Source organism: Streptomyces sp. NBC_00353, assembly GCF_036108815.1.
Taxonomy (GTDB): domain Bacteria; phylum Actinomycetota; class Actinomycetes; order Streptomycetales; family Streptomycetaceae; genus Streptomyces.
This window is the reverse complement of sequence record NZ_CP107985.1, coordinates 2,918,341-2,944,163: the sequence shown is the minus strand read 5'-3', so window position 1 is coordinate 2,944,163 and position 25,823 is coordinate 2,918,341. Positions and strand designations below refer to the sequence as shown.

21 protein-coding genes are annotated in these 25,823 nt (G+C 71.0%); 15 read left to right on the top strand and 6 right to left on the bottom strand.

All coding sequences use genetic code 11. The features are described 5' to 3' along the window. Window positions 1-55 precede the first annotated feature (55 nt). Genes OHA88_RS13520 through OHA88_RS13495 form a run of 6 tightly spaced genes read left to right on the top strand, consistent with a single transcriptional unit; the run spans window position 56 to window position 9,127 of the window. On the top strand, window positions 56-1,120 hold the full coding sequence (locus OHA88_RS13520) for an ABC transporter substrate-binding protein (RefSeq protein ID WP_328625709.1): 1,065 nt from the start codon (window positions 56-58) through the stop codon (window positions 1,118-1,120). Next, a complete protein-coding gene (locus OHA88_RS13515) occupies window positions 1,117-2,055 on the top strand; it encodes an ABC transporter permease (protein WP_328625708.1) in 939 nt (312 codons plus the stop codon). The genes OHA88_RS13520 and OHA88_RS13515 overlap by 4 nt, the downstream gene beginning before the upstream one ends. After that, a complete protein-coding gene (locus OHA88_RS13510) occupies window positions 2,031-2,846 on the top strand; it encodes an ABC transporter ATP-binding protein (RefSeq protein ID WP_328625707.1) in 816 nt (271 codons plus the stop codon). Before OHA88_RS13515 ends, OHA88_RS13510 begins: the two co-directional genes overlap by 25 nt. Next, window positions 2,830-4,215, top strand: a complete 1,386-nt coding sequence (locus OHA88_RS13505; RefSeq protein WP_328625706.1) for an LLM class flavin-dependent oxidoreductase — start codon at window positions 2,830-2,832, stop codon at window positions 4,213-4,215. The genes OHA88_RS13510 and OHA88_RS13505 overlap by 17 nt, the downstream gene beginning before the upstream one ends. Continuing rightward, on the top strand, window positions 4,212-8,087 hold the full coding sequence (locus OHA88_RS13500; protein ID WP_328625705.1) for an ABC transporter ATP-binding protein: 3,876 nt from the start codon (window positions 4,212-4,214) through the stop codon (window positions 8,085-8,087). The genes OHA88_RS13505 and OHA88_RS13500 overlap by 4 nt, the downstream gene beginning before the upstream one ends. Continuing rightward, the gene (locus OHA88_RS13495) at window positions 8,084-9,127 is read left to right on the top strand and encodes an aldo/keto reductase (RefSeq protein ID WP_328625704.1); all 1,044 of its coding nucleotides are present in this window, start codon (window positions 8,084-8,086) and stop codon (window positions 9,125-9,127) included. The genes OHA88_RS13500 and OHA88_RS13495 overlap by 4 nt, the downstream gene beginning before the upstream one ends. A 7-nt stretch (window positions 9,128-9,134) precedes the next feature. Here the strand turns inward: OHA88_RS13495 and OHA88_RS13490 are convergent, their stop codons facing one another. Then, window positions 9,135-9,503, bottom strand: a complete 369-nt coding sequence (locus OHA88_RS13490; protein ID WP_328625703.1) for a nuclear transport factor 2 family protein — start codon at window positions 9,501-9,503, stop codon at window positions 9,135-9,137. A 231-nt stretch (window positions 9,504-9,734) separates the two neighbouring features. On the opposite strand from OHA88_RS13490, the gene OHA88_RS13485 reads away from it, so the two are divergent. Then, window positions 9,735-10,643 carry a DUF2510 domain-containing protein gene (locus tag OHA88_RS13485; protein WP_328625702.1) on the top strand — a complete coding sequence of 303 codons (909 nt, stop codon included), beginning with the start codon at window positions 9,735-9,737 and terminating at the stop codon, window positions 10,641-10,643. Window positions 10,644-10,670: 27 nt separating this feature from the next. Here OHA88_RS13485 and OHA88_RS13480 read toward each other — a convergent pair whose 3' ends face one another. Then, entirely contained in the window at window positions 10,671-11,552 is an 882-nt protein-coding gene (locus OHA88_RS13480; RefSeq protein ID WP_328625701.1) for a DMT family transporter, read from the bottom strand. 124 nt (window positions 11,553-11,676) lie between these two features. On the opposite strand from OHA88_RS13480, the gene OHA88_RS13475 reads away from it, so the two are divergent. After that, window positions 11,677-12,846, top strand: coding sequence for a winged helix DNA-binding domain-containing protein (locus tag OHA88_RS13475; RefSeq protein WP_328625700.1), 1,170 nt, complete (start codon window positions 11,677-11,679; stop codon window positions 12,844-12,846). 109 nt (window positions 12,847-12,955) lie between these two features. On the opposite strand, the gene OHA88_RS13470 is transcribed toward OHA88_RS13475, so the two are convergent. Further along, window positions 12,956-13,798, bottom strand: coding sequence for a response regulator transcription factor (locus OHA88_RS13470; protein WP_267000409.1), 843 nt, complete (start codon window positions 13,796-13,798; stop codon window positions 12,956-12,958). 110 nt (window positions 13,799-13,908) lie between these two features. Here OHA88_RS13470 and OHA88_RS13465 point away from each other — a divergent pair, with 110 nt between their 5' ends. After that, on the top strand, window positions 13,909-15,585 hold the full coding sequence (locus OHA88_RS13465) for an AMP-binding protein (protein WP_328625699.1): 1,677 nt from the start codon (window positions 13,909-13,911) through the stop codon (window positions 15,583-15,585). After that, window positions 15,582-17,195, top strand: coding sequence for an AMP-binding protein (locus tag OHA88_RS13460; RefSeq protein WP_328625698.1), 1,614 nt, complete (start codon window positions 15,582-15,584; stop codon window positions 17,193-17,195). Before OHA88_RS13465 ends, OHA88_RS13460 begins: the two co-directional genes overlap by 4 nt. Window positions 17,196-17,227: 32 nt before the next feature. On the opposite strand, the gene OHA88_RS13455 is transcribed toward OHA88_RS13460, so the two are convergent. From OHA88_RS13455 to OHA88_RS13445, 3 genes are all read right to left on the bottom strand, one after another. Beyond that, window positions 17,228-17,470: a hypothetical protein gene (locus OHA88_RS13455; RefSeq protein WP_267000403.1), complete on the bottom strand. Its 243-nt coding sequence runs from the start codon at window positions 17,468-17,470 to the stop codon at window positions 17,228-17,230. 168 nt (window positions 17,471-17,638) lie between these two features. Continuing rightward, window positions 17,639-18,145, bottom strand: coding sequence for a GNAT family N-acetyltransferase (locus OHA88_RS13450; RefSeq protein ID WP_443044224.1), 507 nt, complete (start codon window positions 18,143-18,145; stop codon window positions 17,639-17,641). A 28-nt stretch (window positions 18,146-18,173) separates the two neighbouring features. Beyond that, window positions 18,174-18,887 carry a hypothetical protein gene (locus OHA88_RS13445; RefSeq protein ID WP_328625697.1) on the bottom strand — a complete coding sequence of 238 codons (714 nt, stop codon included), beginning with the start codon at window positions 18,885-18,887 and terminating at the stop codon, window positions 18,174-18,176. A 251-nt stretch (window positions 18,888-19,138) separates the two neighbouring features. On the opposite strand from OHA88_RS13445, the gene gcl reads away from it, so the two are divergent. From gcl to OHA88_RS13420, 5 genes are all read left to right on the top strand, one after another. Then, entirely contained in the window at window positions 19,139-20,923 is a 1,785-nt protein-coding gene (gene gcl, locus OHA88_RS13440) for a glyoxylate carboligase (protein ID WP_328625696.1), read from the top strand. A 416-nt stretch (window positions 20,924-21,339) separates the two neighbouring features. Further along, window positions 21,340-22,329 carry an alpha/beta hydrolase gene (locus OHA88_RS13435; protein WP_328625695.1) on the top strand — a complete coding sequence of 330 codons (990 nt, stop codon included), beginning with the start codon at window positions 21,340-21,342 and terminating at the stop codon, window positions 22,327-22,329. Beyond that, window positions 22,322-23,485, top strand: a complete 1,164-nt coding sequence (locus OHA88_RS13430) for an acyltransferase family protein (protein ID WP_328625694.1) — start codon at window positions 22,322-22,324, stop codon at window positions 23,483-23,485. The genes OHA88_RS13435 and OHA88_RS13430 overlap by 8 nt, the downstream gene beginning before the upstream one ends. A 10-nt stretch (window positions 23,486-23,495) precedes the next feature. Next, window positions 23,496-24,815, top strand: coding sequence for a sensor histidine kinase (locus OHA88_RS13425; RefSeq protein WP_328625693.1), 1,320 nt, complete (start codon window positions 23,496-23,498; stop codon window positions 24,813-24,815). Then, complete coding sequence (locus tag OHA88_RS13420) at window positions 24,812-25,483, top strand: response regulator transcription factor (protein WP_328625692.1); 672 nt, start codon at window positions 24,812-24,814, stop codon at window positions 25,481-25,483. The genes OHA88_RS13425 and OHA88_RS13420 overlap by 4 nt, the downstream gene beginning before the upstream one ends. Window positions 25,484-25,823: the final 340 nt, after the last annotated feature.

Here is a 25,823-nt window from a genome sequence, read left to right as displayed (position 1 = left end):
CGCGACCTCTCGGCACCTCCAGCGACTTCTCATGACCACTGATCGGGAATTCACCATGCCACGCAACGATGTACGCCATGCAGTCGGCCGCCGGTCGTTCCTCGCCCTTACGGGCGGGGCGATCCTGGGCCTCGCCGCCTGCTCTCCGCAGGCAAAGACAGTCGCCAGTGCGGAGCCCGCCGGAAAACTTCCCTCCGGTGCTCCGCCGCCCGGCACCAAGCTGTCGATCGCCGTACGCACCACACACCTTCAGCTGGGGCCGGCCGGTTTGCAGAAGGATCTCGCGTTCACTGTGTCGCAGTGGCCGAATCTGAGCGCCGGCCCCGACATCATCCAGGGATTCCGGGCGCATTCCATCGACTTGGCGGCCAACGCCGGAATACCGCCGATCCAGGCCAAGGCCATCGGCGTCGGAGCGAAGATCGTCGCGGTACAGGTGCGCAACCACCCGTCCTATGTCTTCGCGACCGCCCCCGGCTCCGGCATCAGAACGGTGGAGGACTTCCGCGGCAAGAAGATCGGCTTCTCCCAGGGGCAGGCGCAGGGTGTCGTCGTGCTGCGGGCCCTGAAGAAGGCCGGTCTGAAGAACAGCGATGTCGAGCTGGTCGCCCTGCCCAGCACCCAGTTCCTGACCGCGCTGCAGTCCAAGCAGGTCGATGTGGCCCCGCTGGGCGAGCCGACGCTGACCAAGTACCTCAGCCAGTACGCCAAGGACGGCGCCCGCGGAGTGACCACCGATGAGGTGGACCTGCTCTCCGTCCTGTGGGCACCCGACGAGGTGCTGAACAACAAGGCGAAGGCCGCGGCCATCCGCAACTTCGTCCCGCTGTGGTCCCGCGGCCTGGTCTGGGCGTGGGAGAACACCGATGAGTGGATCGACACGTACTACGTCAAGGACCAGGGCGTGACGAAGGCGGACGGCAAGCGCATCGTCGCCTCCCTGCACGAGCCGCAGTTCCTGGTGAGCTGGGACAAGGCGATCGCGTGGGAGCAGGAGACCGCCGACCTGATGGCCGAGGGCGGCTTCGTGCCGAAACAGGACGTCTCCGGGCTGTTCGACCGCCGCTTCGAGGGGCTCGCGGCGAAGGCCGTACCGGCCAGGTACCGGGAGACGTCATGACCGAGCTGCTGTCGAAGGCGCACCCGGCACAGCCGGCGGAAGGGACCGCCGCGCCGAACGGCTCGCCGGACGGGCACCGGTCGCAGGGTCCCCAGGGACCGGCCGCCGCCTCCCTCACCACTCCCACGGCCCGGGCCGTCCTCGTGGCCCGGTCCACCCGAAGGCGGCTCGGCCCAGGCCGCTCTCTGCCGTTCGGCCGGTTGATCGGCCCGGTGCTCGTCGTCGCCGTGTGGTGGGGAGCCTCCGCCGTCGGCTATCTCGATCCCCGGATCCTGTCCGGACCCGGCGCCGTGGTGTCCACCGCGACGGACCTCATCCAGAGCGGCCGCCTCCAGGACAATGTGCTGATCTCGCTCCAACGAGCAGGTCTCGGCCTCTTCTTCGGGGTGGCCGCCGGGGTGATCCTGGCCGTGGCCGCCGGTCTGAGCCGCACCGGTGAGTACCTCCTCGACGGGCCGCTCCAGATCAAGCGCGCCATCCCGTCGTTGGCGATGCTCCCGCTGCTCATCCTCTGGCTCGGCATCGGCGAGCAGATGAAGGTCACCGTGATCGCGCTCGGCGTCGCGGTGAACATGTACATCAATACGTACTCCTCGCTGACCGGCATCGACAGCAGGTACGTCGAACTCGCCGAGGGGCTCGACCTGAGCCGCCGGCAGTTCATCCGCAAGGTCGTGGTCCCCGGCTCGCTGCCCGGCTTCTTCGTCGGTCTGCGGCTCGGCGTCACCGCATCCTGGCTCGGCCTGATCGTGGTCGAGCAGATCAACGCCACGAGCGGCATCGGCTACATGATGTTCCAGGCCCAGCAGTACGCCCAGTCCGACGTGATCATCGTGGGGCTGGTGGCCTACGGGATCTTCGGCTTCGCCTCGGACGCGGCGGTACGCGCCATCGAGAGGAGGGCCCTGTCATGGCGACGCACCCTGGCGGGCTGACCGGCACCCACGAAGAGACCGGGCCCGGAACCGCGACCGCGATACGGCCGGTGGCGGTACGGACCAGGAACCTGGTCCGGCGATTCGGTGACCGGAACGTGCTCAAGGAACTCGATCTGACGGTGGCGCCGGGGGAGTTCACCGCCCTCCTCGGCCGCAGCGGCTCCGGCAAGTCCACCCTCCTGCGGGCCGTGGCCCGGCTCGACCACACCGTCGAGGGCTCCGGCGAACTCACCGTCCCGGACCGGGTCTCGCTCTCCTTCCAGGACTCCCGGCTGCTGCCCTGGCTCCGGGTGCTCGACAACGTCGTACTCGGTCTGCGCGGCCCCAAGGTGCGTGAACGCGGTCTGACCGCGCTCGCCGAGGTCGGTTTGGAGGGCCGCGGCCGGTCCTGGCCCCATGAACTGTCCGGTGGCGAACAGCAACGGGCCGCCCTGGCCCGGGCGCTCGTCCGCGAGCCCGAACTACTCCTGGCCGACGAGCCGTTCGGGGCCCTTGACGCCCTCACCCGGATCAAGATGCACGGCCTGCTGCGCGAACTGTACGAGCGCCACCGCCCGGCGGTGCTGCTGGTCACCCATGACGTCGACGAGGCCGTCGAACTCGCGGACCGGGTGCTGGTCCTGGAGGACGGGCGGATCTCGGTCGACCTCACCGTCGACCTGCCGACCCCCCGCTCCCGGCGCGACCCCCGGTTCCAGGAGTACCGCGACACCCTGCTCACCGCGCTCGGCGTGACACAGCCCCAGACCCGTTCCGAAGCGAAGGAAACCCATGTCCCGCAAGCCTGACCGCAAGCCGCTCCACCTGAACGCCTTCCTGATGTCCACCGGCCATCACGAGGCGTCCTGGCGCCTGCCCGGGAGCCCGGCCGAGGCGAACTCGGACATCGAGCACTACAAGAACCTGGCCCGGATCGCCGAACGAGGCAGGCTGGACTCGCTGTTCCTCGCCGACAGCCCCGTCCTGATGGGCGATCCGGGACGGCGGCCCGCCGCCAAGCTGGAGCCCACTGTCCTGCTGACCGCGCTGGCCGGGGCCACCGAGCACATCGGCCTCATCGCCACCGCGTCGACCAGCTACAACGAGCCCTACAACCTGGCCCGCAGGTTCGCCTCGCTGGACCACATCTCGGGCGGCCGGGCCGGCTGGAACATCGTCACCACTGCCGGCGCCGACGCGGCCCGCAACTTCGGCCTCGACGACACCCCGCTGCACCGCGACCGCTACCGCCGGGCCGCCGAGTTCGTCGAGGTGTCCACCAAACTCTGGGACAGCTGGGCGGACGACGCCGTGATCGCCGACAAGGAACGCGGCGTGCACGCCCTGGCCGAGCGGGTGCGGCGGATCGAGCACACCGGTGAGTACTTCCGGGTCGACGGCCCGCTCAACGTACAACGCCCGCCGCAGGGCTACCCGCTGCTCGTGCAGGCCGGCTCCAGCGAGGACGGCAAGGACTTCGCGGCGCGGTACGCGGAAGCCGTCTTCACCGCCCAGCAGACCCTGGAGGAGGGCATCGCCTTCTACAAGGACGTCAAGCAGCGCGCGGAGGCGATCGGCCGCAACCCGGACGGCATCAAGATCCTGCCCGGCATCGTGCCCGTCATCGGTGACACGGAGGCAGAAGCGCGGGCGCTTGACGCCGAGCTGGAGGACCTGATCGTCCCCGAGTACGCCAAGCGGCAGCTCGCCCAGCGGCTGAAGATCGCCCCCGACGACCTCGACCTCGACGCGCAGCTGCCCGAGGACATCCCCACCGAGGACGAGATCGAGGGCGCGAAGAGCCGCTACACACTCATCGTGGAGCTCGCCAGGCGCGAGAGGCTGACCGTACGCCAGTTGATCGGGCGGCTCGGTGGCGGGCGCGGTCACCGCACCTTCGCCGGAACGGCCGAGCAGGTCGCCGACACCATCGAGCACTGGTACGACAGCGGGGCAGCCGACGGCTTCAACATCATGCCCGCCGTGCTCCCGTCCGGCCTGGAGGTCTTCGTGGACCGGGTGGTGCCGATCCTCCAGGAACGCGGCCTCTTCCGCACCGAGTACACCGCCCGCACGCTGCGCGGCCACTACGGGCTGCCGCGCCCCGCCAACCGGCTGTTCGAGACCGTCGACCGCAGCGAGGGCCACTTCGGCATCGGGCTGGCGGAGGTCCGGTGACGGACTGTACGAACCCGGAAACCGGTACGCACCGGCAGCCGTCGCCCGGTTGGGCGCGGCGGCTGCTGGGCTACTGTCTGCGCCACCGCACCGACCTGCTCCTCGCCTTCGGTGCCGCCGTGGTCGCGGCCGTCGCCACCGCCACGCTGCCGCTCGTGCTGCGGCACGTGGTGGACGGGGTGGCGGCCGGCACCACCGCCTCGCTCGTCCCGTGGACGGTCCTCCTCGCCGCCATCGGCGCGGTCCGCTTCGGGGCGAGCTTCACCCGCCGCTACCACTCCGGCCGGCTCTCCCTCGGTGTGCAGTACGACCTCCGCAACGACGCGTTCGCCGCGCTGCTGCGGCTCGGCGGCGCCCAGCAGGACGACCTGCGGACCGGGCAGGTGGTGAGCCGGTCCATCTCGGACATCACGCTCATCCAGACGCTGCTGCAGTTCCTGCCCAACCTCACGGGCAACGCCTTGATGTTCCTCTTCTCGCTGGTCTTCATGGCGCTCCTGTCACCACTGCTGACCGTCGTCGCCCTGGTCGTCGGACCGCTTCTCTGGCTGATCGCCCTGCGCTCGCGCCGCGACCTCTTCCCCGCCAACTGGCACGCCCAGCAGGAGGCCGCCGAGGTCGCCTCCACCGTCGAGGCGACCGTCACCGGCGTCCGCGTGGTGAAGGGCTTCGGCCAGGAGCAGCGCGAACTCGCAGGGCTGGAACAGCGCGCCCGCAAGCTGTTCGCCTCGCGGCTGCGCGTCGTCGGGTTCACCAGCCGCTACAACCCCGCCCTCCAGGCGGTCCCGGCCCTCGGCCAGGTCGCCGTCCTCGCCCTCGGCGGCTGGATGGCCCTGCACGGCCGGATCTCCCTGGGCACCTTTCTCGCCTTCACCACCTACCTCGGCTCCTTCGTCACCCCGGTCCGCCAGGTGGCGACCCTCCTCACCGTCTGGCAGCAGGCGCGGGCCGGTGCCGAGCGGGTCCTGGAGGTCGTCGACGAAGCACCGGTGATCACCGACGCGCCGGACGCCCGGGAACTGCCCGACGCCCCCCCGGCAATCTCCTGGCAGAACGTCACCTTCGGATACGGGGACGGCGCACCGCTGCTCCGCGACTTCACCCTGGACATCCGCCCGGGCGAGACGCTGGCCCTGATCGGCCCGGCCGGCTCCGGGAAGTCCACCGCGGCGGCCCTGCTGCCCCGGTTCTACGACGTCCCGTCAGGTTCGGTACGGGTGGGCGGCAGCGACGTACGCGAACTCGCCCTGGCGTCCCTGCGTTCCCGGATCGGCTTCGTCTTCGAGGAGAGCCTGCTGCTCTCGGACACCGTGCGCGCCAATATCGCGTACGGCGTCCCGGACGCGACGGACGAGCAGGTGCGGGCGGCGGCGCGGATCGCCCGGGCCGACGAGTTCATCGAACGGCTGCCCCAGGGGTACAACACCGTCGTCGGGGAACAGGGCCTCACCCTCTCCGGGGGACAACGCCAGCGGATGGCTCTCGCCCGCGCGCTCGTCGGCGACCCGGCGGTCCTCGTCCTCGACGACGCCACGTCGGCCATCGACGCGCGGGTGGAGTCGCAGATCCACCACCGGCTGCGCGAGGACACTCGGCGCCGCACCACGCTGATCGTCGCGCACCGCAGATCGACCCTGGAACTCGCCGACCGGATCGCCGTCCTCGACGACGGCCGGATCGTCGACACCGGCACCCTGGACGAACTCCGTTCCAGGTCGGGCCTGTTCCGTAACCTGCTCTCCACGGCGGAAGCGACGACGGAGGCCGCGGCCGAGGACACGGAAGGCACGACGGCCGTGGACGGCGCCGAGCCCGCAGCCGACGTGCCGGAACCGGCCGCCGGCACCCTCACCCCCCACCTCTGGCATCGCCCCGAGGACTCCACATCGGACCAGCTCGAAGGCACCGCCGTCCGCGCCGCCCAGGCCCTCGCCGAGGCGGCGGCCACCTCCGGACCGGGGCGTGGTGGGCCCGGTGGCGGGGTCCTCGGCTCCGCCCCGCCCAGCGCCGAACTCATCGCCGGGCTCGCCCGGCTCCCCCTGCCCGCCGCCGATCCGCAAGTACCGACCGGGCAGGCCGTCGCCGCCGACCCGGCCTTCAATCTCGGCGCGCTGCTCCGCCCGTTCCGGCTGCCGCTGCTGCTCGGCCTGGTCCTGGTCGCCCTGGACGCCCTCGCCCAGATCACGGTGCCCGTCCTGGTGAGGCAAGGCGTCGACCACGGTGTCGCCCACCGCGCCGGGGGCGTCCTGCTGGCCGCCGCCGCTGCCGCGGCCCTGGTGGTCGCCGCGAACTGGCTGATCGGCGTGGCCCAGGTCCGTACCACCGGACGCACCGGCGAACGCCTCCTCTACACCCTGCGTGTGAAAACCTTCGCGCAGCTGCAGCGGCTCGGTCTCGACTACTACGAGCGCGAGCTGGGCGGCCGGATCATGACCCGGATGACCACCGACGTGGACGCCCTGTCGAACTTCCTGCAGACCGGTCTGATCACCGCAGTGGTGAGTCTGCTGACCGTGCTCGGCGTCCTGGTCACGCTGCTGGTGATCGACGCGGAGCTCGCCCTGGTACTGCTGGCCGCACTGCCGCTGCTGATCGCCGCGACCGCCCTCTTCCGCCACCACTCGGTGCCGGCCTACCGGGAGGCCAGAGAGCGGATCAGCGCGGTCAACGCCTGCCTCCAGGAGAACGTCACCGCCATCCGCGTCACCCAGGCGTTCCGCCGCGAGCGCCGCAACGCCCGCGACTTCGCCGAACTGGCCTGGTCCTTCCGGGACTCCAGGCTGCGTGCCCAGCGCTACATGGGCACGTTCTTCCCGTTCGTCGAGTTCCTCGGCACCCTGTCCACGGCAGCCGTACTGGCCGTCGGCGCGGGACAGGTCCGCTCGGGCGCACTGAGCGCGGGCACCCTCATTGCCTTCCTCCTCTACGTCGAGCTGTTCTTCTCACCGATCCAGCAGCTCTCCCAGGTGTTCGACGGCTACCAGCAGGCCGTCGTCGGCCTGGGCCGGCTCCGGACGCTGATGCAGACGCCCACCGGCACCCCGCCCGCCGACGACGCACGACCGGTCGGGAAACTGCGTGGCGAGATCGAACTCGACTCGGTCTCCTTCGGATATGCGGGCGGCGGTGGCCGGCAGGTCCTGCACGGCGTCTGTCTGCGTATCGCACCGGGAGAGACCGTCGCCCTGGTGGGGGCGACGGGCGCGGGCAAGTCGACCGTCGTCAAACTCCTCGCCCGGTTCTACGACCCGTCGGCGGGCACGGTCCGGGTCGACGGGCACGACCTGCGCGAGCTCGACCTGCCCGGCTTCCGCCGCAGACTGGGCGTGGTGCCGCAGGAGGCACATCTGTTCAGCGGTACGGTCCGGGACGCGATCGCGTACGGGCGCCCGGACGCCACCGACACCGAGGTGGAGGCGGCGGCCCGCGCGGTCGGCGCCCACGACATGGTGGCCGGACTGCGGCTGGGCTACCTCCAGCCGGTGGGGGAGCGCGGCCGTAATCTCTCCGCCGGACAACGCCAGCTGCTGGCCCTGGCCCGGGCCGAACTGGTCGACCCGGACGTCCTGTTGCTCGACGAGGCGACCGCCTCGCTGGACCTGGCCACCGAACGCCGGGTCGCCGCCGCGACACACTTCCTGGCCCGCCGGCGTACCACCGTCGTCGTCGCCCACCGGCTGACGACGGCGGCCCGCGCGGACCGGGTGGTGGTCCTCGACGCGGGAACAGTCGTCGAGACCGGTACCCACACCGAACTGCTCGCCGCCGACGGTCCGTACCGCCGCCTCTGGGATGCCTTCCGCCAGAGCGGCGACCCGGCGGACGACGGCCATCCGCAGATCAACGAACTCGTCAAGGAGAGTGCACGATGACCGAGTACCGCAACTTCGGACGCACGGGAGTGAAGGTCAGCCCGCTCTGTCTGGGCACCATGATGTTCGGCGCCCGCGGCAACACGGACCACGACGACAGCATCCGGATCATCCACCACGCCCTGGACTCCGGCATCAATTTCGTCGACACCGCAGACGTGTACTCCGCCGGTGAGTCGGAGACCATCGTCGGCAAGGCGCTCGCCGGCGGCCGCCGCGACAACGTCGTGCTCGCCACCAAGTTCCACGGCAGCCTCGGCAGCGACCCCAACGAGCAGGGGAACTCCCGCCGTTGGATCATCAGCGAGGTCGAGAACAGCCTGCGCCGGCTGGGCACCGACTGGATCGACCTCTATCAGGTGCACCGCCCCGAACCGGACACCGACTTCGACGAGACGCTCGGCGCCCTCTCCGACCTGGTGCACCAGGGCAAGATCCGCTACATCGGTACGTCCACCTTCGAACCGTCCGCGATCGTCGAGGGCCAGTGGATCGCGGAGCGACGCGGCCGCGAACGCGTCGTGGCCGAGCAGCCCCCGTACTCCCTGCTCGCCCGCGGCATCGAACGCGAGGTGCTGCCCGTCGCCCAGCGATACGGACTGGCGGTGCTCTCCTGGAGCCCGCTCGCCGGCGGCTGGCTGACCGGTCGCTACCGCAAGGGGGCCGGCCAGCCCGTCTCCAGCCGCGCCGAACGGCAGGCGGAGCGCTTCGACATCGCGTCCCCGGAGAACAGTGCCAAGCTCGATGCCGCCGAAGCCCTCGCCCGGCTGGCCGAGGACGCCGGGCTGACCCTCGTACAGCTGGCCCTGGCGTTCGTCCTGGAGCACCCGGCGGTCACCTCCGCCATCATCGGCCCGCGGACCTTCGAACAGCTGGCGGGCCAGCTCGGCGCGGACCGGGTGCGGCTGAGCCGGGACGTCCTCGACCAGATCGACAAGATCGTGCCGCCCGGCACCAACCTGTCGGCCCGCGACGCCGGTTACCAACCGGTCTCGCTGTCCGACCCCGCGCTGCGCCGCCGGTCGGCCCGGTCCGCGTAGCGCCCGCTCAGGCGCCGGGGACCCGGTCCAGGAAGCCGCTGACGGAGCTGATGCGTCCGTCGTCGTCGAGGGTGATGACGTCGGACCCGGCGGCGGGCGCCGAGCCATCGGCGGTGGAGACCAGGTCCCAGCTGAAACGGACGATGCCGTGGTGCCCGTCGGGGGTGCCGGTCAGCTTGAACTCGAAACCGGGGAACTGCTGACGGGCACCACTGATCGCGGCGGCGAGCCTGTCGTGGCCGCGCACGTCGGCCAGCGGGTCGGTGTAGGTGGCGTCCTCGGTGAACGCAGCGGTGACGGCCTTGGCGAGGTCCTCGGGGGTTGCTGCGTTCCAGGCGACGAAGTAGCGCTGGACGGCGTCCTCGTATGCGGTCATCGTGCTGTCCTCTCGTCATGTCCCGGCCGCTCGGCCGAGCTCCTGTGCTGCTCGTGAGGAACACGATGTCCGACGGGGGAAAATGCGTCGATTACCTCTCAGGTCATGGTCGGCACCTCCCCGGTCACGGTCGGACGGTCCTCGGGCGGGAGTCCCGGGCGGAGAGGGCGTGGCCGAATTCGGCGAAGCCGTTTCATCTGATTTTCACGGAGGGCCTCTACGGTGGACGTCGTGACCGAGATGAGCCCTCCCGGCTGGCATACGGACCCCGGGTATACAGGAACAGGCCCCGTCCAGGAACGCTGGTGGGACGGGAGCCGGTGGACCGATCAGCTCCGCATGCCGCCCGCGGCCGTCCGGCGCCGCCGGATCCGGATCGGGGTCGGCGTCACCGCGGGCGTGGTGGTGCTCGCCGCGATCGCGGGTGGCGTCCTGATGCTGACCGACGACTCCGGCCGTACGAAGAACACCTCCTCCGGCGCCGCGTCGCCCGCGCCCGGTCTCCCCGGCGGGCAGAACGGCCAGGATGGCCAGGGTGGTCCTGGCGGCGGTGGCCGGAGCCAGGCGCCCGACCAGCAGCAACCGCAGCAGCCGCCGTCCGAGGACGGCTATGTGACGGACGTGATGAGCGGCGTCAGCCTTCCGGTGCCGGACGGCTGGAAGGGGCAGTCCGCCACGATCGGTGCGTCGGTGAGCACCGGCACGTACACCTGCCCGGCCGACACCTCGCAGAAGTGCGAGCGCGGCGGAGTGTTCGCCGCCCCGGCCCAGGCGCTGAAGATCACGGCGAGGACGGCGGAGGCGGCAGCCAAGGCGGACATCGCCGTCAACGCCAAGGAGTCTTACGGCGGCAAGGCCTACGGCGCCATCAGCTCGCATCAGGAGCTCAAGTCCGAGCCGGTCACCGTCGCGGGCCAGAAGGGCTATCTGGTGCGCTGGAAGGTGGTAACGAAGAAGGGCGACGACGGGTACGTGCAGTCGCTGGTCCTCCCGTCCCCGCACTCCGCGGACATGCTGGTCGTCGTGCGCTCCGGCTTCGACATCAGCTCCAAGGCGCCCGCTCTCTCGGTGATGGACGAGATCACGAAGGGCATCAAGGCCGCCTCCGGTACCGGGTCGGGATCCGGGCAGACCGCCTGACGAGCTTCGCCGCCCGGCAGGCGGGCGTCACTTCACGCGGGTGCCGCGCGACGGCGGTACGGCGTTGCCGGATGCGAGCGGCGAGCGGGCCAGTTGGACGCAGCCCCGGGCGATCAGGGTGAGCGCGACCAGTTCGGGGAGCAGCCACCAGCCGGTTCGCAGATGCTCGCCGAACAGGGTCACGCCGTACAGGATGCTGATCACCGCGTCGCCCAGCGTTAGCATCGGCTGTACCGCGACCAGGGTGCCCGCCTGCAGGGCGTTCTGAAGGAGGAACAGCGAACCCACCCCGGCGGCGGCGGTGGCGTACAGCTGCCAGGACGTCATGAGCGCGGCCGCCCCGCCGCCGTCGCCGAGCCGCCCCATGGCGTCCTTCATGAGGGCGGCGGTGAGCGCGTACCCGCACGCGGCGGCCAGACCGAGCAGCGCCCCACGGGGGTTGCCCCGGGTGGACCGTGCTCCGCCGATCAGCGCCGCCTCGAAGATCCCGGTCATGATCAGCGCCGGGATCCACGCCTCGTCCTTTACCGAGGAACTGCCGCCGCCCGGTGCGGCGGAGACCATGCCGAGGGCCAGTCCGAACGTCACGGCAGCCACCCCGTACCAGACCCCACGGGGCACCCGGACCCGCATCACGAACCCGGCCAGCAGCAGCGTCGCCGGCAGCTCGATGACGAAGATCGGCTGGACCACCGAGATCGGCCCGGTGGCCAGCGCGGTGGCCTGGCAGACGGCGGCGACGATCACCAGGCCGATCCCGGCCAGCCATACCTTCTGGCGCACCAGATGGCCGATCAGCGACAGATGCATCGCCTCGGTGTCGGGTACCGAGCGGGCGGCGCGGCGTTGCAGCACAGAGGCGGCGCCGTTGCTGAGTGCGGTCAGGATGGCGAACAGGACACTGATCACCGGACCATGATGCGGGCGGCCCGCCCGCAATCCCGGGTCCTGCCGTCCTCGGGTGCGGCGGCCCGGGAGAGGGATGCGCAATTGCGGACCGAAGATGTCCGCAAGCCCGCGTAGCGTGCCGTTCATGGCCGCGAAGACGCACCCCGCCGCACCCGCCTCGCCCCCCGTGCTCGCGCCCCGCGCACTGGGCCGTGCCACCCTGGCGCGCCAACTGCTCCTGAGCCGGAGCCCGATGTCCGCGAAGGATGCCGTCGGGCATCTCGTCGGGCTCCAGGCACAGAACACCAAGCCGCCCTACTACCAGCTCTTCGCCCGGCTCGAAGGCTTCGACCCCGCCGAACTCTCCGGGCTGATGGAGTCCCGCGAGGTGGTCCGTATCGTCACCCTGCGGTCCACCATCCACACCCACACCGCCGACGACGCGCTCACCCTGCGCCCGCTGGTCCAGCCGGCCCGCGACCGGGAGCTGAAGATGTTCCGCAACGGACTCGTCGGTGTGGATCCGGACCGGCTCGCGGCGCTCGGCAGGGAGCTTGTCGAGGAACGGCCCCGTACCCCGAAGGAGATCCGCGAGGCGCTGCTCGCCGAGTGGCCGGACGCCGACCCCCAGGCCCTGACCGTGGCAGCCCGCTGCGTCCTGCCCCTGGTCCAGGTCACCCCGCGCGGGCTGTGGGGCCGCAGCGGCCAGGTCGCGCTGACCACCGCGGAGCACTGGCTCGGCCGGCCGGCGGAACCGACGCCCACACCCGACGCGACCGTGCTGCGCTACCTCGGGGCGTTCGGCCCCGCCTCGGTGAAGGACATGCAGATGTGGGCAGGGCTGACCCGGCTGCGGGAAGCCTTCGAACGGCTGCGGCCGCAGCTGATCACCTTCCGTGACGAGGACGGCGTCGAGCTCTTCGACCTGCCGGACGCCCCCCGCCCCGACGCGGACACCCCCGCCCCGCCGCGCTTCCTGCCCGAGTTCGACAACGTGCTGCTCGGCCACGCCGACCGTACGCGCGTCATCCCGCCCCAGTACCGGGGACGCAACGGGAACGGCAACCAGGCGTACGGAACCGTGCTGGTCGACGGGTTCCTCGCCGCGATCTGGCGACTCGGCGCGCCCGGCACGAAATCCGACGGGAAGCCCGGCGGCGAAGGGATCGTCACCGTACAGGCGCTGGGGAAGCTCAGCCGGGCCGAGCGCGACGCCGTCACGGAGGAGGGGCTGCGGATGCTCGCCACGACGGCGCCCACGCAGGCGCCCGCGCACGACATCCGGTTCGCGCCGTTCATCGACTTCGGACAGTGAACCGGGTTTCAGTCGGCGCGGCCCGTCGCCGCCACCGTCCCCACTGACGTCAGGCACGCGACCAGGACCGACCGGCATATGGGGGCGGCGTCGCCGGGTGCCGGTCGGCCTACGGCAGCAGCCCCGCCCGGCGCGCGGCGACCACGGCTTCCAGCCGGGTGTGCGCCCCCAGCTTCCGCATCGCCGAGCGAAGATACCCCTTCACCGTCTCCGGTCGAAGGCCCAGCCGGCCGGCCGCCACCGCGTTGGTCGCACCCGCCGCCACACAGGCGAGGACATCGACCTCGCGCGGCGCCAGCAGCACCTCACGGCCGTGTGGCTCCTGCGCCCCGGACGCCGAGGCCAGCCGCGCGCACACCGAGAGCAGCTCCTCGCGCAGCGCCGGGTCGGCCACCTTGGGGGCGAGCGCGCGCAGTTCGCGGTGCGCCTCGCGGACGTCCTCCCAGGCCCCCGGAGCGGCCCGGGGGTCCGTCACCTGGTCCCGGGTGACGGACAGGAGCTGCTGCACCTCGTCCCGTACGACAAGGGCCTGTTCCACGTCGCGGGCCGCCGCGACTGCCGCGTCGAACGTACGGTCCCCGAGGGTGAGCGGCTCACGCAGCGCCCCGTACAGCACGCCCCGTACCCTCCGGCGTACGACGACGGGCACCGCGACCACCGAGCGCAGGCCCTCCGCGGCGACCGCGGTGTCGTACTCGTGGCTGATGTGCCGCGACGACGGGTAGTCGGTCACCGCGCACGGCCGCGACAGGGCGATCGACTTGCCGCCGAGCCCGCTGCCGGCCGATATGACGAGCCCGCGCAGCGCGGTGGTCTGCGCACCGTTGAGCTCCACGATCCTGGCGTGGCGCGGGTCCGAGAGCAGTCCGCCGAACGTGACGGGCAGTCCGCTCGTCCGGCGCAGCCGCAGCAGCGCCGCTTGCATCTCGACCGTATCGACCGGTTCCGGCACGCTGTCGCCTCTCCGCCCCGCCCTCTGTACCCCCGTTCGGGGGTGGTGAGACCTGGGTCACTGTTTTCATGATGTTAAGTGACCGGTCCGGTCCGCAATGAGGAGGGCACATGTCGGCAACGAGCGCGACGGAAACGTTTCGGGCCGCCCGGGACTTTCTGCTGCAGCACCGCGAGGACTACGCGGCGGCCTACGAGGGCTTCCGCTGGCCCCGGGCCGACCATTTCAACTGGGCGCTGGACTGGTTCGACGTCATCGCCGAGAACAACGACCGCACCGCCCTGCACATCGTGGAGGAGGACGGCCGGCGCACCGAGGCGTCCTTCGCCCGGATGTCCGCCCGGTCCAACCAGGCGGCGAACTGGCTGCGTGCCCAGGGGGTACGCGCCGGGGACCGGATCCTCGTCATGCTCGGCAACCAGATCGAGCTGTGGGAGACGGCCCTCGCCGCGATGAAGCTGCGCGCCGTCGTCATCCCCGCCACGCCGCTCCTCGGCCCCGTCGACCTGCGCGACCGGGTGGACCGCGGCCGGGTCCGGCATGTGATCGTGCGGGACGCGGACGCCGCCAAGTTCGACGAGGTGCCCGGTGACTACACCCGGCTCGTCGTCGGCGACGAGGTCGAGGGCTGGCATTCGTACAGCGACGCCGACGAGCAGCCGGAGAGCTTCGAGGCGGACCGGGAGACCGACGCCGACGAACCGCTGATGCTGTACTTCACGTCCGGCACGACCGCCAGCCCCAAGCTGGTCGAGCACACCCATGTCTCGTACCCGGTCGGCCACCTGTCGACGATGTACTGGATCGGCCTCAGGCCCGGAGACGTCCATCTCAACATCTCTTCGCCGGGCTGGGCCAAGCACGCCTGGTCGAACCTCTTCGCGCCGTGGAGCGCCGAGGCGACCGTCTTCATCTTCAACTACACCCGGTTCGACGCGGGCCGGCTGATGGCCGAAATGGACCGCTCGGGCGTCACCAGCTTCTGCGCCCCGCCCACCGTCTGGCGGATGCTGATCCAGGCCGACCTCTCCCAACTGAGGACCCCGCCGCGCGAGGTCGTCGCGGCGGGCGAGCCGCTGAACCCCGAGGTCATCGAGACGGTCCGGCGCGCGTGGGGCGTCACCATCCGGGACGGCTTCGGCCAGACCGAGACCGCCGTCCAGGTCGCCAACACCCCCGGGCAGCTGCTGAAGTCCGGTTCCATGGGGCGGCCGAGCCCCGGCTTCAAGGTCGAGCTCCTCGACCCGGTCACCGGCCGGCCCGGCGCGACGGAGGGCGAGATCTCCCTCGATCTGTCGGACCGTCCGGTCGGCCTGATGACCGGATACCACGGCGACCCGGACCGTACCGCCGAGGCGATGGCGGGCGGCTACTACCGCACCGGCGACATCGGCTCCCGCGACGAGGACGGCTACATCACCTATGTCGGCCGCGCCGACGACGTCTTCAAGGCATCCGACTACAAGATCTCGCCGTTCGAGCTGGAGAGCGCCCTGCTGGAGCACGAGGCGGTCGCCGAGGCTGCGGTCGTGCCCGCGCCCGACCCGGTCCGGCTCGCGGTCCCGAAGGCGTACGTCGTGCTCGCGGAGGGCTGGGAGCCCGGACCGGACACCGCGAAGGTGCTGTTCGCGCACTCGAGGGCGGTGCTGGCCCCGTACAAGCGGATCCGCCGGCTGGAATTCGCCGAACTGCCGAAGACCGTGTCCGGCAAGATCCGCCGGATCGAGCTGCGTGAGCGTACGGCCGAGGGAATCGGCACCGAATTCGACGAGGGGGACCTGCGATGAGCGGACGGACCGGCCTTTCCTACGCGCACGGCACCGGCACCACGGCCCTGCTCGGCGACACCATCGGGCGCAATCTCGACCGGGCGATCGAGGCGTACCCGGAGCGCGAGGCGCTTGTCGACGTCGCCTCGGGGCGACGCTGGACGTACGCGGAATTCGGCGCCGCCGTCGACGAGTTGGCGCGCGCTCTGATGGGCTCCGGAGTGGCGAAGGGCGACCGCGTCGGCATCTGGGCGATCAACTGCCCCGAGTGGGTGCTCGTCCAGTACGCCACCGCCCGCATCGGCGCCGTCATGGTCAACATCAACCCGGCCTACCGGGCGCACGAGCTGGAGTATGTGCTCGGCCAGGCCGGGATCTCCCTCCTGATCTCCTCGCTCGCCCACCGCACCAGCGACTACCGCGCCCTCGTCGGCCAGGTCCGGGCCAATTGCCCCGCCCTGCGGGCCGTGCACTACATCGGCGATCCGTCCTGGGACGAGCTGACGGCAGCGGCCGCAGCCGTCACCGCCGAACAGCTGGCGGCCAGAGAGGCCGAGCTGTCCTGCGACGACCCGATCAACATCCAGTACACCTCGGGTACGACGGGCTTCCCCAAGGGCGCCACCCTCTCGCACCACAACATCCTCAACAACGGCTATTTCGTCGGGGAGATGGTCGCCTACACGGAACAGGACCGGGTCTGTCTGCCCGTTCCCTTCTACCACTGCTTCGGCATGGTGATGGGCAACCTCGGCATCACCTCGCACGGCGCCTGCATCGTGATCCCGGCCCCCGCCTTCGAGCCCGCCGCCGTCCTCGCGGCGGTCCAGACGGAGCGCTGCACCTCGCTCTACGGCGTCCCCACCATGTTCATCGCGGAGCTCAACCATCCGGACTTCGCCTCGTACGACCTCTCCTCGCTGCGCACCGGGATCATGGCCGGATCACCCTGCCCGATCGAGGTGATGAAGCGGGTCGTCGCCGAGATGCACATGGACGAGGTGTCCATCTGCTACGGCATGACGGAGACCTCCCCGGTCTCCACCCAGACCCGCCGCGACGACGACCTGGAGCGCCGCACCGGCACGGTCGGCCGGGTGATGCCGCACATCGAGGTGAAGGTCGTCGACCCGGTGACGGGCGTGACCCTGGAGCGCGGCGCGGCGGGCGAGCTCTGCACCCGTGGCTACAGCGTGATGCTCGGCTACTGGGAGCAGCCCGAGCGGACCGCGGAAGTGATCGACGCGGGGCGCTGGATGCACACGGGTGACCTCGCGGTGATGCGCGAGGACGGCTACGTGCAGATCGTCGGCCGCATCAAGGACATGATCATCCGTGGTGGCGAGAACGTGTACCCGCGGGAGATCGAGGAGTTCCTCTACGGCCATCCGAAGATTGCCGACGTGCAGGTGGTGGGCGTACCGGACGAGACGTACGGCGAGGAGATCCTGGCCTGCGTCATCCCCCGGGACCCGGCGCAGCCGCCGACCCTGGAAGAGGTGACGGAGTACTGCCGCGAGCAGCTGGCGCACTACAAGATCCCGCGACGGCTGCAGATCCTGGAGACCTTCCCGATGACGGTGAGCGGGAAGGTCCGGAAGATCGAACTGCGGGAGAACTACGGGTAGGGGCCCGGTGGGAGCGGCGCCGACGGGCGCTGTCAGGCGGCTTCGATGATGTCGCCGGCAGCGCCCCGAGTGGCCGCCGCCCATTCGACGAGCAGTACCTCGTAGGCCGCGGACTCCACGGAGGACCAGTCCTGGCCGGCTCGTGCGTCCACGAGCGCACGAATCGCCTCGTTCGCCTCGACGGCGGACGGGTGGGTCGGCTGTGCGGACTGTGCGACGTTCTGTGCGGTGTTCCGCGGGGCGAATGGTGGTGAGAGCCGTGGAGTTAAGACCATGCGCACCACTCTACGGCCGCCCACTGACAGCGACCGAACATTTGTGGCCGCAGGGCCGAACGTGACCGATTGCACTCGCTGTTGCCGACCGGTTCCGCTGCGGCGTCGGGGCGCGGGTCCGGACCGGCACCGGGGCCCGCGCGAAGGTACCCGAATCGTGTCGCCGTGTCAGAGTTCGCGTCGCATGCAGACCCTCGGCCAGCGGTCCAGGCCGTGTTCGGCCTCCTCCGCCCTGATCTTCCGCAGGCCGTCGGTGAGTTCGGCCTCCGTGAGCGTGCGGAAGCCGAGGCGTGTGTAGTACGGCGCGTTCCACGGGACGTGCGAGAAGGTGGTGAGGGTGAGGGCTTCGAGCCGCTGTTCGCCCGCCCAGAGGGCGAGGTGGTCGATGAGCGAGCTGCCGACGCCGCGCCGGGCGGCGGACGGATGGACCGAGACCTGCTCGACATGGGCCGCGCCGTCGACCGGATCGGCGATCAGGTAGCCGACCGGACGGTCGTCGGCGTCCGCGGCCACCCAGGCGCGGCCGGCCCTGCGGTATTCGTCCAGCAGGTCGAGAGGCGGCGGGTCGTCGTCCGCGACGGCGGACATGGCGAGGGTGCGGAAGGGTTCGCCGGCGGCGCGCTCGATCTCCTGGAGCAGCGGAAGGTCGGAGCGGCGGGCGGGACGGATGCGCATGCCGCCAGTATGGCGGTCGGCACGGCGGTCAGGCGCCGGTGGAGAGCAGTTCGTCCGCCGGGCCGTTGACCGGCTGTGGGGTCCCGGTGAGGTCCATCACGAAGAGCGGGATGCAGAGACCGTCCGCCCGCGCCCTGGCGTCCTGCGCATAGCCCGCCAGTGAGAAGAAGACGCTGGTCACCGAGGCGTTCAAGCCGTTCAGCCAGAGACATTCGACATCGCGCAGGGTGGTCGGCCGGGTGGTCGAGTCGACCTGGGCGATCACCCCGGCGGCGCGCAGATCGATCCGGGAGGCGGGGCGTTCCGCGGGCTGTACGACGTCGCGGTAGCCCAGCCACCGCAGGTACATCGCGGCGGCGGTGACCGCGTCGCGGCCGGTACGGATCGTCATCGGCCGGAACGCCGGGCGGGGCGCCGCCGCCGTCCGCGGCAGCGGGATATGGGTGGGCAGGGCCCCGGCGACCGGGCCGGACGCGGACTCCGTGGCCGGGCGGACCGGGATCCGCAGCACGGTCCCGCACGGACAGCACAGTTCCGGCTGCGGCCACTGGTCGTGGCGTCCGCAGGTGCGGCAGCGCACGGTGACCCAGTCCTCGCTCCAGGTGCGGTGGGTGATCGGTTCGACCGCCCCGCCGCGCAACACGGGCGGGGCGATGGGGGTCCCGCACGGGCACGGGTAGACCGGTGTGAGGTAGGCGTGATCGCGGCCGCAGGCCGGGCAGCGTACCGGCACGGACTCCACTGTGGTCTCCCTCCGGCGCCCCCCGGCGCCGCCCCGGGGCCTCCGCGCCCCGTGTCCCCTGTGCTCCGTCCCCATGGTCCACCAAGAGCGAGGCGTGGGGGAGCGACTTGGCGGATTCACCGGTCTTGACGGCCACTCGGCCGCAGCTTAGATTGCTTCCGTATAGCAGAAACAAACTTTCGTAATGCGGAATAGGTGCTCTCAGGTGGCGCGACAGAGCCCGACTCCACCCGTCCGAGCAGGAGTACTCCATGCCTCGAATGACCGCTGCCCGAGCGGCAGTTGAGATCCTCAAGCTGGAAGGCGTCACCAACGCGTTCGGCGTGCCGGGCGCAGCGATCAACCCGTTCTACGCGGCGCTCAAGGCCGGTGGTGGCATCGACCACACGCTCGCCCGCCATGTCGAGGGCGCGTCCCACATGGCCGAGGGCTACACCCGGAGCAGGGCAGGGAACATCGGCGTCTGCATCGGTACGTCGGGGCCCGCCGGGACCGACATGATCACCGGGCTGTACTCGGCGATCGCCGACTCCGTTCCGATCCTCTGCATCACCGGCCAGGCACCGGTGGCCAAGCTTCACAAGGAGGACTTCCAGGCCGTCGACATCGCCTCGATCGCCAAGCCGGTGACCAAGGCCGCGACGACCGTCCTGGAGGCCGCGCAGGTGCCCGGCGTCTTTCAGCAGGCCTTCCATCTGATGCGGTCGGGCCGCCCCGGCCCGGTCCTCATCGACCTGCCGATCGACGTCCAGCTGACGGAGATCGAATTCGACCCGGAGACGTACCAGCCGCTGCCCGTGTACAAGCCGGCCGCGTCCCGCGCCCAGATCGAGAAGGCGATCGGGCTTCTGCTCGCATCCGAGCGCCCGGTGATCGTCGCCGGTGGCGGCATCATCAACGCCGATGCCTGCGAACTCCTCGTCGAGTTCGCCGAGTTGACGGGCACCCCGGTCATCCCGACCCTGATGGGCTGGGGCATCCTCGCCGACGACCACGAGTTGAACGCCGGCATGGTCGGCCTGCAGACCTCGCACCGCTACGGCAACGCGAACTTCCTGGAGTCGGACTTCGTCCTGGGCATCGGCAACCGCTGGGCCAACCGGCACACCGGCGACCTGGCCGTCTACACCAAGGGCCGCACGTTCGTTCACGTCGACATCGAGCCCACCCAGCTCGGACGGATCTTCGCGCCGGACCTCGGTATCGCCTCCGACGCCAAGGCCGCACTGGAACTCTTCGTCGACGTGGCGAAAGAGCTCAAGACCGCCGGCCGGCTGCCGGACCGCAGCGCGTGGGCCGCCTCCACCCAGGAGCGCAAGGCCCGGCTGCAGCGACGTACCCACTTCGACAACGTGCCGCTGAAGCCGCAGCGCGTGTACGAGGAGATGAACCGCGCCTTCGGACCGGAGACGCGCTACGTCACCACGATCGGCCTCTCCCAGATCGCCGGCGCGCAGATGCTGCACGTCTACAAGCCGCGCCACTGGATCAACTGCGGCCAGGCCGGCCCGCTCGGCTGGACCATTCCGGCCGCGCTGGGCGTCGCCACCGCCGACCCCGAGGGCCAGGTGGTCGCGCTCTCCGGCGACTACGACTTCCAGTTCATGCTGGAGGAGCTGGCGGTCGGCGCACAGCACAACATCCCCTACGTCCATGTCCTGGTGAACAACTCCTATCTGGGGCTGATCCGCCAGGCGCAGCGCAACCTGGACATCAACTTCCAGGTCAACCTGGAGTTCGAGAACATCAACTCCCCGGAGCTGGGCGTCTACGGCGTCGACCACGTCAAGGTCGTCGAGGGCCTGGGCTGCAAGGCGATCAGGGTCACCGAGCCGGACCAGCTGCTGCCCGCGTTCGAGGAGGCCAAGAAGCTGGCCGCCGAGTTCCGCGTCCCGGTGGTCGTCGAGGCGATCCTGGAGCGCGTCACCAACATCTCGATGGGCGCCGCGGGTATCGACGCCATCAACGAGTGGGAGGACATCGCCACCGAGCCGGGCCACGCCCCGACCTCGATCCGCCCGTTCGTCGCGAGCTGACGGCCCTCTCTTCCACCGCCTGTGCGGGGGCGGACCACCGGGTTCCGGTGGTCCGCCCCCACACGTGTGTCCAGGCCCCGGGAGAGCGCCAACTCCCCCTACCCGTAGTACTTCAGGGTTACCCGGAAGGTGCCCTCCCCGGGTGGACGCCGACCACAAGGTCGGCTCCCTAACTTCTGTACCGGAAGCACCACTGACCAACTCGACGGACATCCGGTACGGAAGGACCATCTTTCGTGACTCCTCCCCCTCGTAAACGAGGCGGCTTCTCACTTGACCGCGCGGGGTCTCATGACGGCCAAGCCCTGACCGCTGCCGAAGCAGGATCGCAGCGTATTACGCCGCTTCGCGGCTCCGGGTCTCAGGATGCGTTTCCCGCCCGGCCTGAAGGCCGGGATTTCCACGCAAGATCTGGGATGGCGCCCAGCCCGCCCAGGAGTCATCCGCGCAGGAATCTTTCGCGCGCTGTCCGGACGCTGCTCGCCGCCCTCGTCATCGCCGCGGTCGCCGTGCCCATGGCGGGTGCGGCGCGGCCCTCGGCCGTCCCGGCGCCGGCCCCGGCCGCCCTTGCCCCGCTGCGTGCTGCGACCCCCGCCGCCCTTGCCGACCGGTACGCCGTCAACCGCGGCTCCGTCCTCGCGGCCGAGCGGATGGCCACCCGCCACGGCGACGGCAAGCGGGCCGCATCCCTGCGCGGTCTCGCCGACCCGGCGCGCCACTTCTTCTCCTTCGACGGCCGCGACGGCGGCCGCAGCGTCGAGGTCTTCGGCGACCTCTCCCGCGCGCGCCGGATCGCCGTGCTGGTCCCGGGGGCGGGCATCAGCCTCGACCGGTACTGGCGGCTGCGGGCCGGTGCCGTCGCTCTGCGCCGGGAGATGGGCGAGGGGGCGGCGGTCGTCGGGTGGCTCGGCTACGAAACGCCGGACACGGTGAGCCGGGCGTCGGTGACCACGGACCGGGCCAAGGGTGCTGCGACCGAACTGCGCGCATTCATAGGCGAGTTGACGCGTGCCGAGCCAACCGCCCGGACGTCGCTGCTGTGCCACTCCTACGGATCCGTCGTCTGTGCCGAGGCAGCACCAGGGCTGGAGGTCTCGGACATCGTTCTGTACGGCAGCCCCGGCACCGGCGTCGACAACGTCGCCGCCCTCCACACCCCGGCCACCGTCTGGGCAGGCCGGGGCGGCGACGACTGGATCGCCGAGGTGCCGCACGTACAGCTCCGACTGCCGTTCGTCACCCTCGGGTTCGGAACGGACCCGGTCTCCCGGAAGTTCGGTGCCCGGCACTTCGCGGCGGGCGACGGCGGCCACAGCGACTACCTGAAGCCCGGCTCCCTGTCGCTGAGGAGCATTGCCCGGATCGTCTCCGGCCGGGCCCCTGCCGAGGAGGGCCGTCATGCGTGAACTCGTCCGGCGGATCGAGGCCGCCACCCCACCCGACCGCGACCGCGCCGTCGACGCACTGCGCGCCCTCGCCATTCTGGGCGTGGTGCTCGGCCACTGGCTGGTGACCGCCCTGATCGCCGACACCGGCACGGTGCGCGCCGCGAGCCCCCTCCAGCACATGCCCCAACTGACCCCGGTCTCCTGGCTGTTCCAGACGCTTGCGGTGTTCTTCCTGGTGGGCGGTGAGGTCGGGGCGAAGAGTTACGCCTCCGCCCGCACCCGCGGCAACACGTACAGGCAGTGGCTCGGCGCCCGCACGGGCCGGCTGTTCCGGCCGGTCGCCGTCGTGCTGGTGGTGTGGACCGTGATCGCGGGCGCGCTGCTCGCCTCCGGGGTGGGCACGGAGACCGTGCACGCGTTGCTCAAACTGGTGCTGTCACCGCTCTGGTTCCTGCTGGTCTTCGCCGCGCTGACAGCGGCGACCCCGCTGGTCGCGAAGCTCCATCCGCTGTGGCCGCTCGCCGTCGTGCTGCATGTCGACCTCATCCGGTTCGGGCTGGGCGGTCCCGCCCAGCTCGGCTGGATCGATGTGGCGGCCGGCTGGCTGGTCCCGTACTGCCTGGGTGCGAGCTGGGCCCGCGGCTGCCTGCGGAGCCGGTCGACCGGATGGGCCCTGCTGCTCATCGGCGCCGCCACCACCGCCGGACTCGTCCTGTGGGCCGGCTACCCGGCGTCCATGGTCGGAGTGCCCGGCGCCAGGATCTCCAACCTCGACCCGCCCACCCTCGCGGCCGTCACCTTCGGCCTCGCCCAGTGCGGCGCGGCCCGGCTGCTGCTCGGCCCGCTGCGGCGAGTCCTTCGACGCCCCGCGGCCTGGGCGGCGGTGGCGCTGGTCAACCTCTCCGCGATGACCGTCTTCCTCTGGCACCAGACCGCGATGATGGCGGTCACCGCCGTCGGCCTGCTCGCAGGCGAGTCGCTGCCCGGTCTGCACACCGTGCCCAGGGACTACGGCTGGGTGTTCGCACGGCTGGCCTGGCTGCCGGCGTTCGCCGTGGCGCTGCTGGTGTGCTGGGCGGCGTTCCGTAAGTACGAGGAGGGGCGGCCGCGCGGGAGCGGCAGGATCGTCCGTGAGAACCGTCCCGCCAAGGCATCGGCGATGCCTCGTGCTTAGGGTGAGCCGGATGAACCGGGAAGCGATGAGGGACACGAAGCGTCTGAAGTCCGCCCTGCGGGGCGCCCCGCGCGCCCTGTTCGAGGACCTGACGGCACCCGCCGACCCGATGCCGGCCATGGGGGAGCCCGGGTGGCCGGTCTGGCGACCGGTGTTCGCGATGGCGCTGGTCATCGGCGCCGTGTTTCTCACCGCGTTCCACATCGCCCAGCTGAGCCCGGCCGACGGTGGTTCCGTTCCCACGTACGCGGTGCTGTTGGGCATCATGCAGGGCGCGGCACTCGTCGCCGGGATGTTCCGCCCGGTGGCGGCCTGGTGGGTGTCGACGATCGTTCTGGTGGTCACCGTGCGGCTCTCGGAACCCGACATCAGCAGGGACGTGCTCTTTCCCTGGACCGTCCCCGGGATGATTCTCCTGGGCGGGTCGCTGTTCCTGCTGGCGCTGCGGGTGCGGCCACGCCGCGCGGTCGTGGCGCTGGTGATCACCCTTCTCTCCGGGCCGGCGTGCACCGTCCTCACCACCGGGCACAACTACGACATCGTCCGCGGAGCGCCGTTCCTGATCGCATCCGTGGTCCTCGGCACCGCCCTGCGCGGCCTGCGGGTGACCCGCAGCCAGCTGGTCGTCCAGGAGGAGCTCACCGCCGGGGAGCGGGCCCGGCGCACCCTGCTGGAGGAGCGCAACCGGATCGCCCGTGAGCTGCACGATGTGGTCGCCCACCACATGTCGGTGATCTCCATCCAGGCTCAGGTGGCCCCGCACCTCGTCGAGAACCCGTCCGACGAACTCAGGGAGAACCTCGCCGGTATCCGGCAGAACGCTGTCGAGGCGCTCACCGAGCTGCGGCATGTGCTCGGCGTACTGCGCTCCGAGGACGCTCTCTCGATGGGGGCGAGACACGCCCCGCAGCCCACTCTCGACCGCCTGGACGAACTGCTGGCCAATGTGCGCGGCGCCGGGCTCGTGGTCGACACCGCCACCACCGGCACGTCGCGCCCGCTGCCGCCGAGTGTCGAACTGTCGGCGTTCCGGATCGTCCAGGAGGCCCTCAGCAACGCGATGCGGCACGCGCCCGGTGCCCAGGTGCGGGTGGAGACGGCCTACGGGACGGCCGGGCTCACCGTCCGGATCACCAACACCGCGCCGGACGGACCCGCGGCGCCATCGCGGGGCATGGGGCACGGACTGCTCGGAATGCGCGAACGCGCCGCGATGCTGGGCGGCGAACTCGTCACCGGACGGACCCCGGACGGCGGCTACGAAGTCACGGCTATCCTGCCGGTGAGCGCCCCTGACCTGGCCGCCTTACCTGCTGAGGACACACTGTGACGACCATCCGCGTACTGATCGCCGACGACCAGGTGATGGTCCGCCAGGGATTTACCGTGCTGCTCGACGCGGAGCCCGGCGTCGAGGTCGTCGGTCAGGCGGTGGACGGTCTCGACGCCGTGTCCAAGGTCGCCGAACTCGCCCCGGATGTGGTCCTGATGGATGTCCGGATGCCCGTGCTCGGCGGCATCGAGGCGACCCGCCGCATCACGTCACCGCACGACGCCCAGGTCAAGGTGCTCATCCTGACCACCTTCGATCTCGACGAGTACGTGTACGAGGCGCTGCGCGCGGGCGCGTCCGGCTTTCTGCTCAAGGACGCTTCGGTCGAGGAACTGGTCCATGCGGTACGGGTGGTGGCAGCAGGTGACGCGCTGCTCGCCCCGAACATCACCAAGCGGCTGATCGCCGAGTTCTCCCGGATGACGGCGGCGCCTCGGGCCCCGCTCATGGACCGGGTCGGTGATCTGACGGAGCGTGAGACCGAGGTGCTTTCCCTGATCGCGCAGGGCCTGTCGAACGCGGAGATCGCCACGCGCCTGGTGGTGGCGGAGCAGACGGCGAAGACCCATGTGAGCCGGATCCTGGCCAAGCTGGGGCTGCGCGACCGGACCCAGGCGGCGGTCTTCGCGTACGAGACGGGCCTGGTACGCCCGACCGGCTGCTGAGCCGACGCGAGCAGACGGGTGCGCGAGCACGCGGGAAGGGCGGGGAGCGCGGGGCCGTCCGTACTCCCCGCCCTTCCGTGAGGGTGGTGACCGCCCGACGGCGAGAGGCCGGCGCGACCGTTTCGTTCGCGCCGCCGGGCGGAGTCCTGTGTGCAGGTTGTGCCGGGACCGCGGCGACGGGCAATGGCGGCCGGGTCCGCTCTCTCAGGTCGAGAGCGGCCGCCGGCTGCCTTCACCACCGCACTGGCTCGCACGCCGCCGCGGTCCTCGGTCACGTCCGTCCCGCCGGGCACCCCTCAGGGCCGGCCGGACGGACAGCGCAAGGGAAATGACCTCCCGT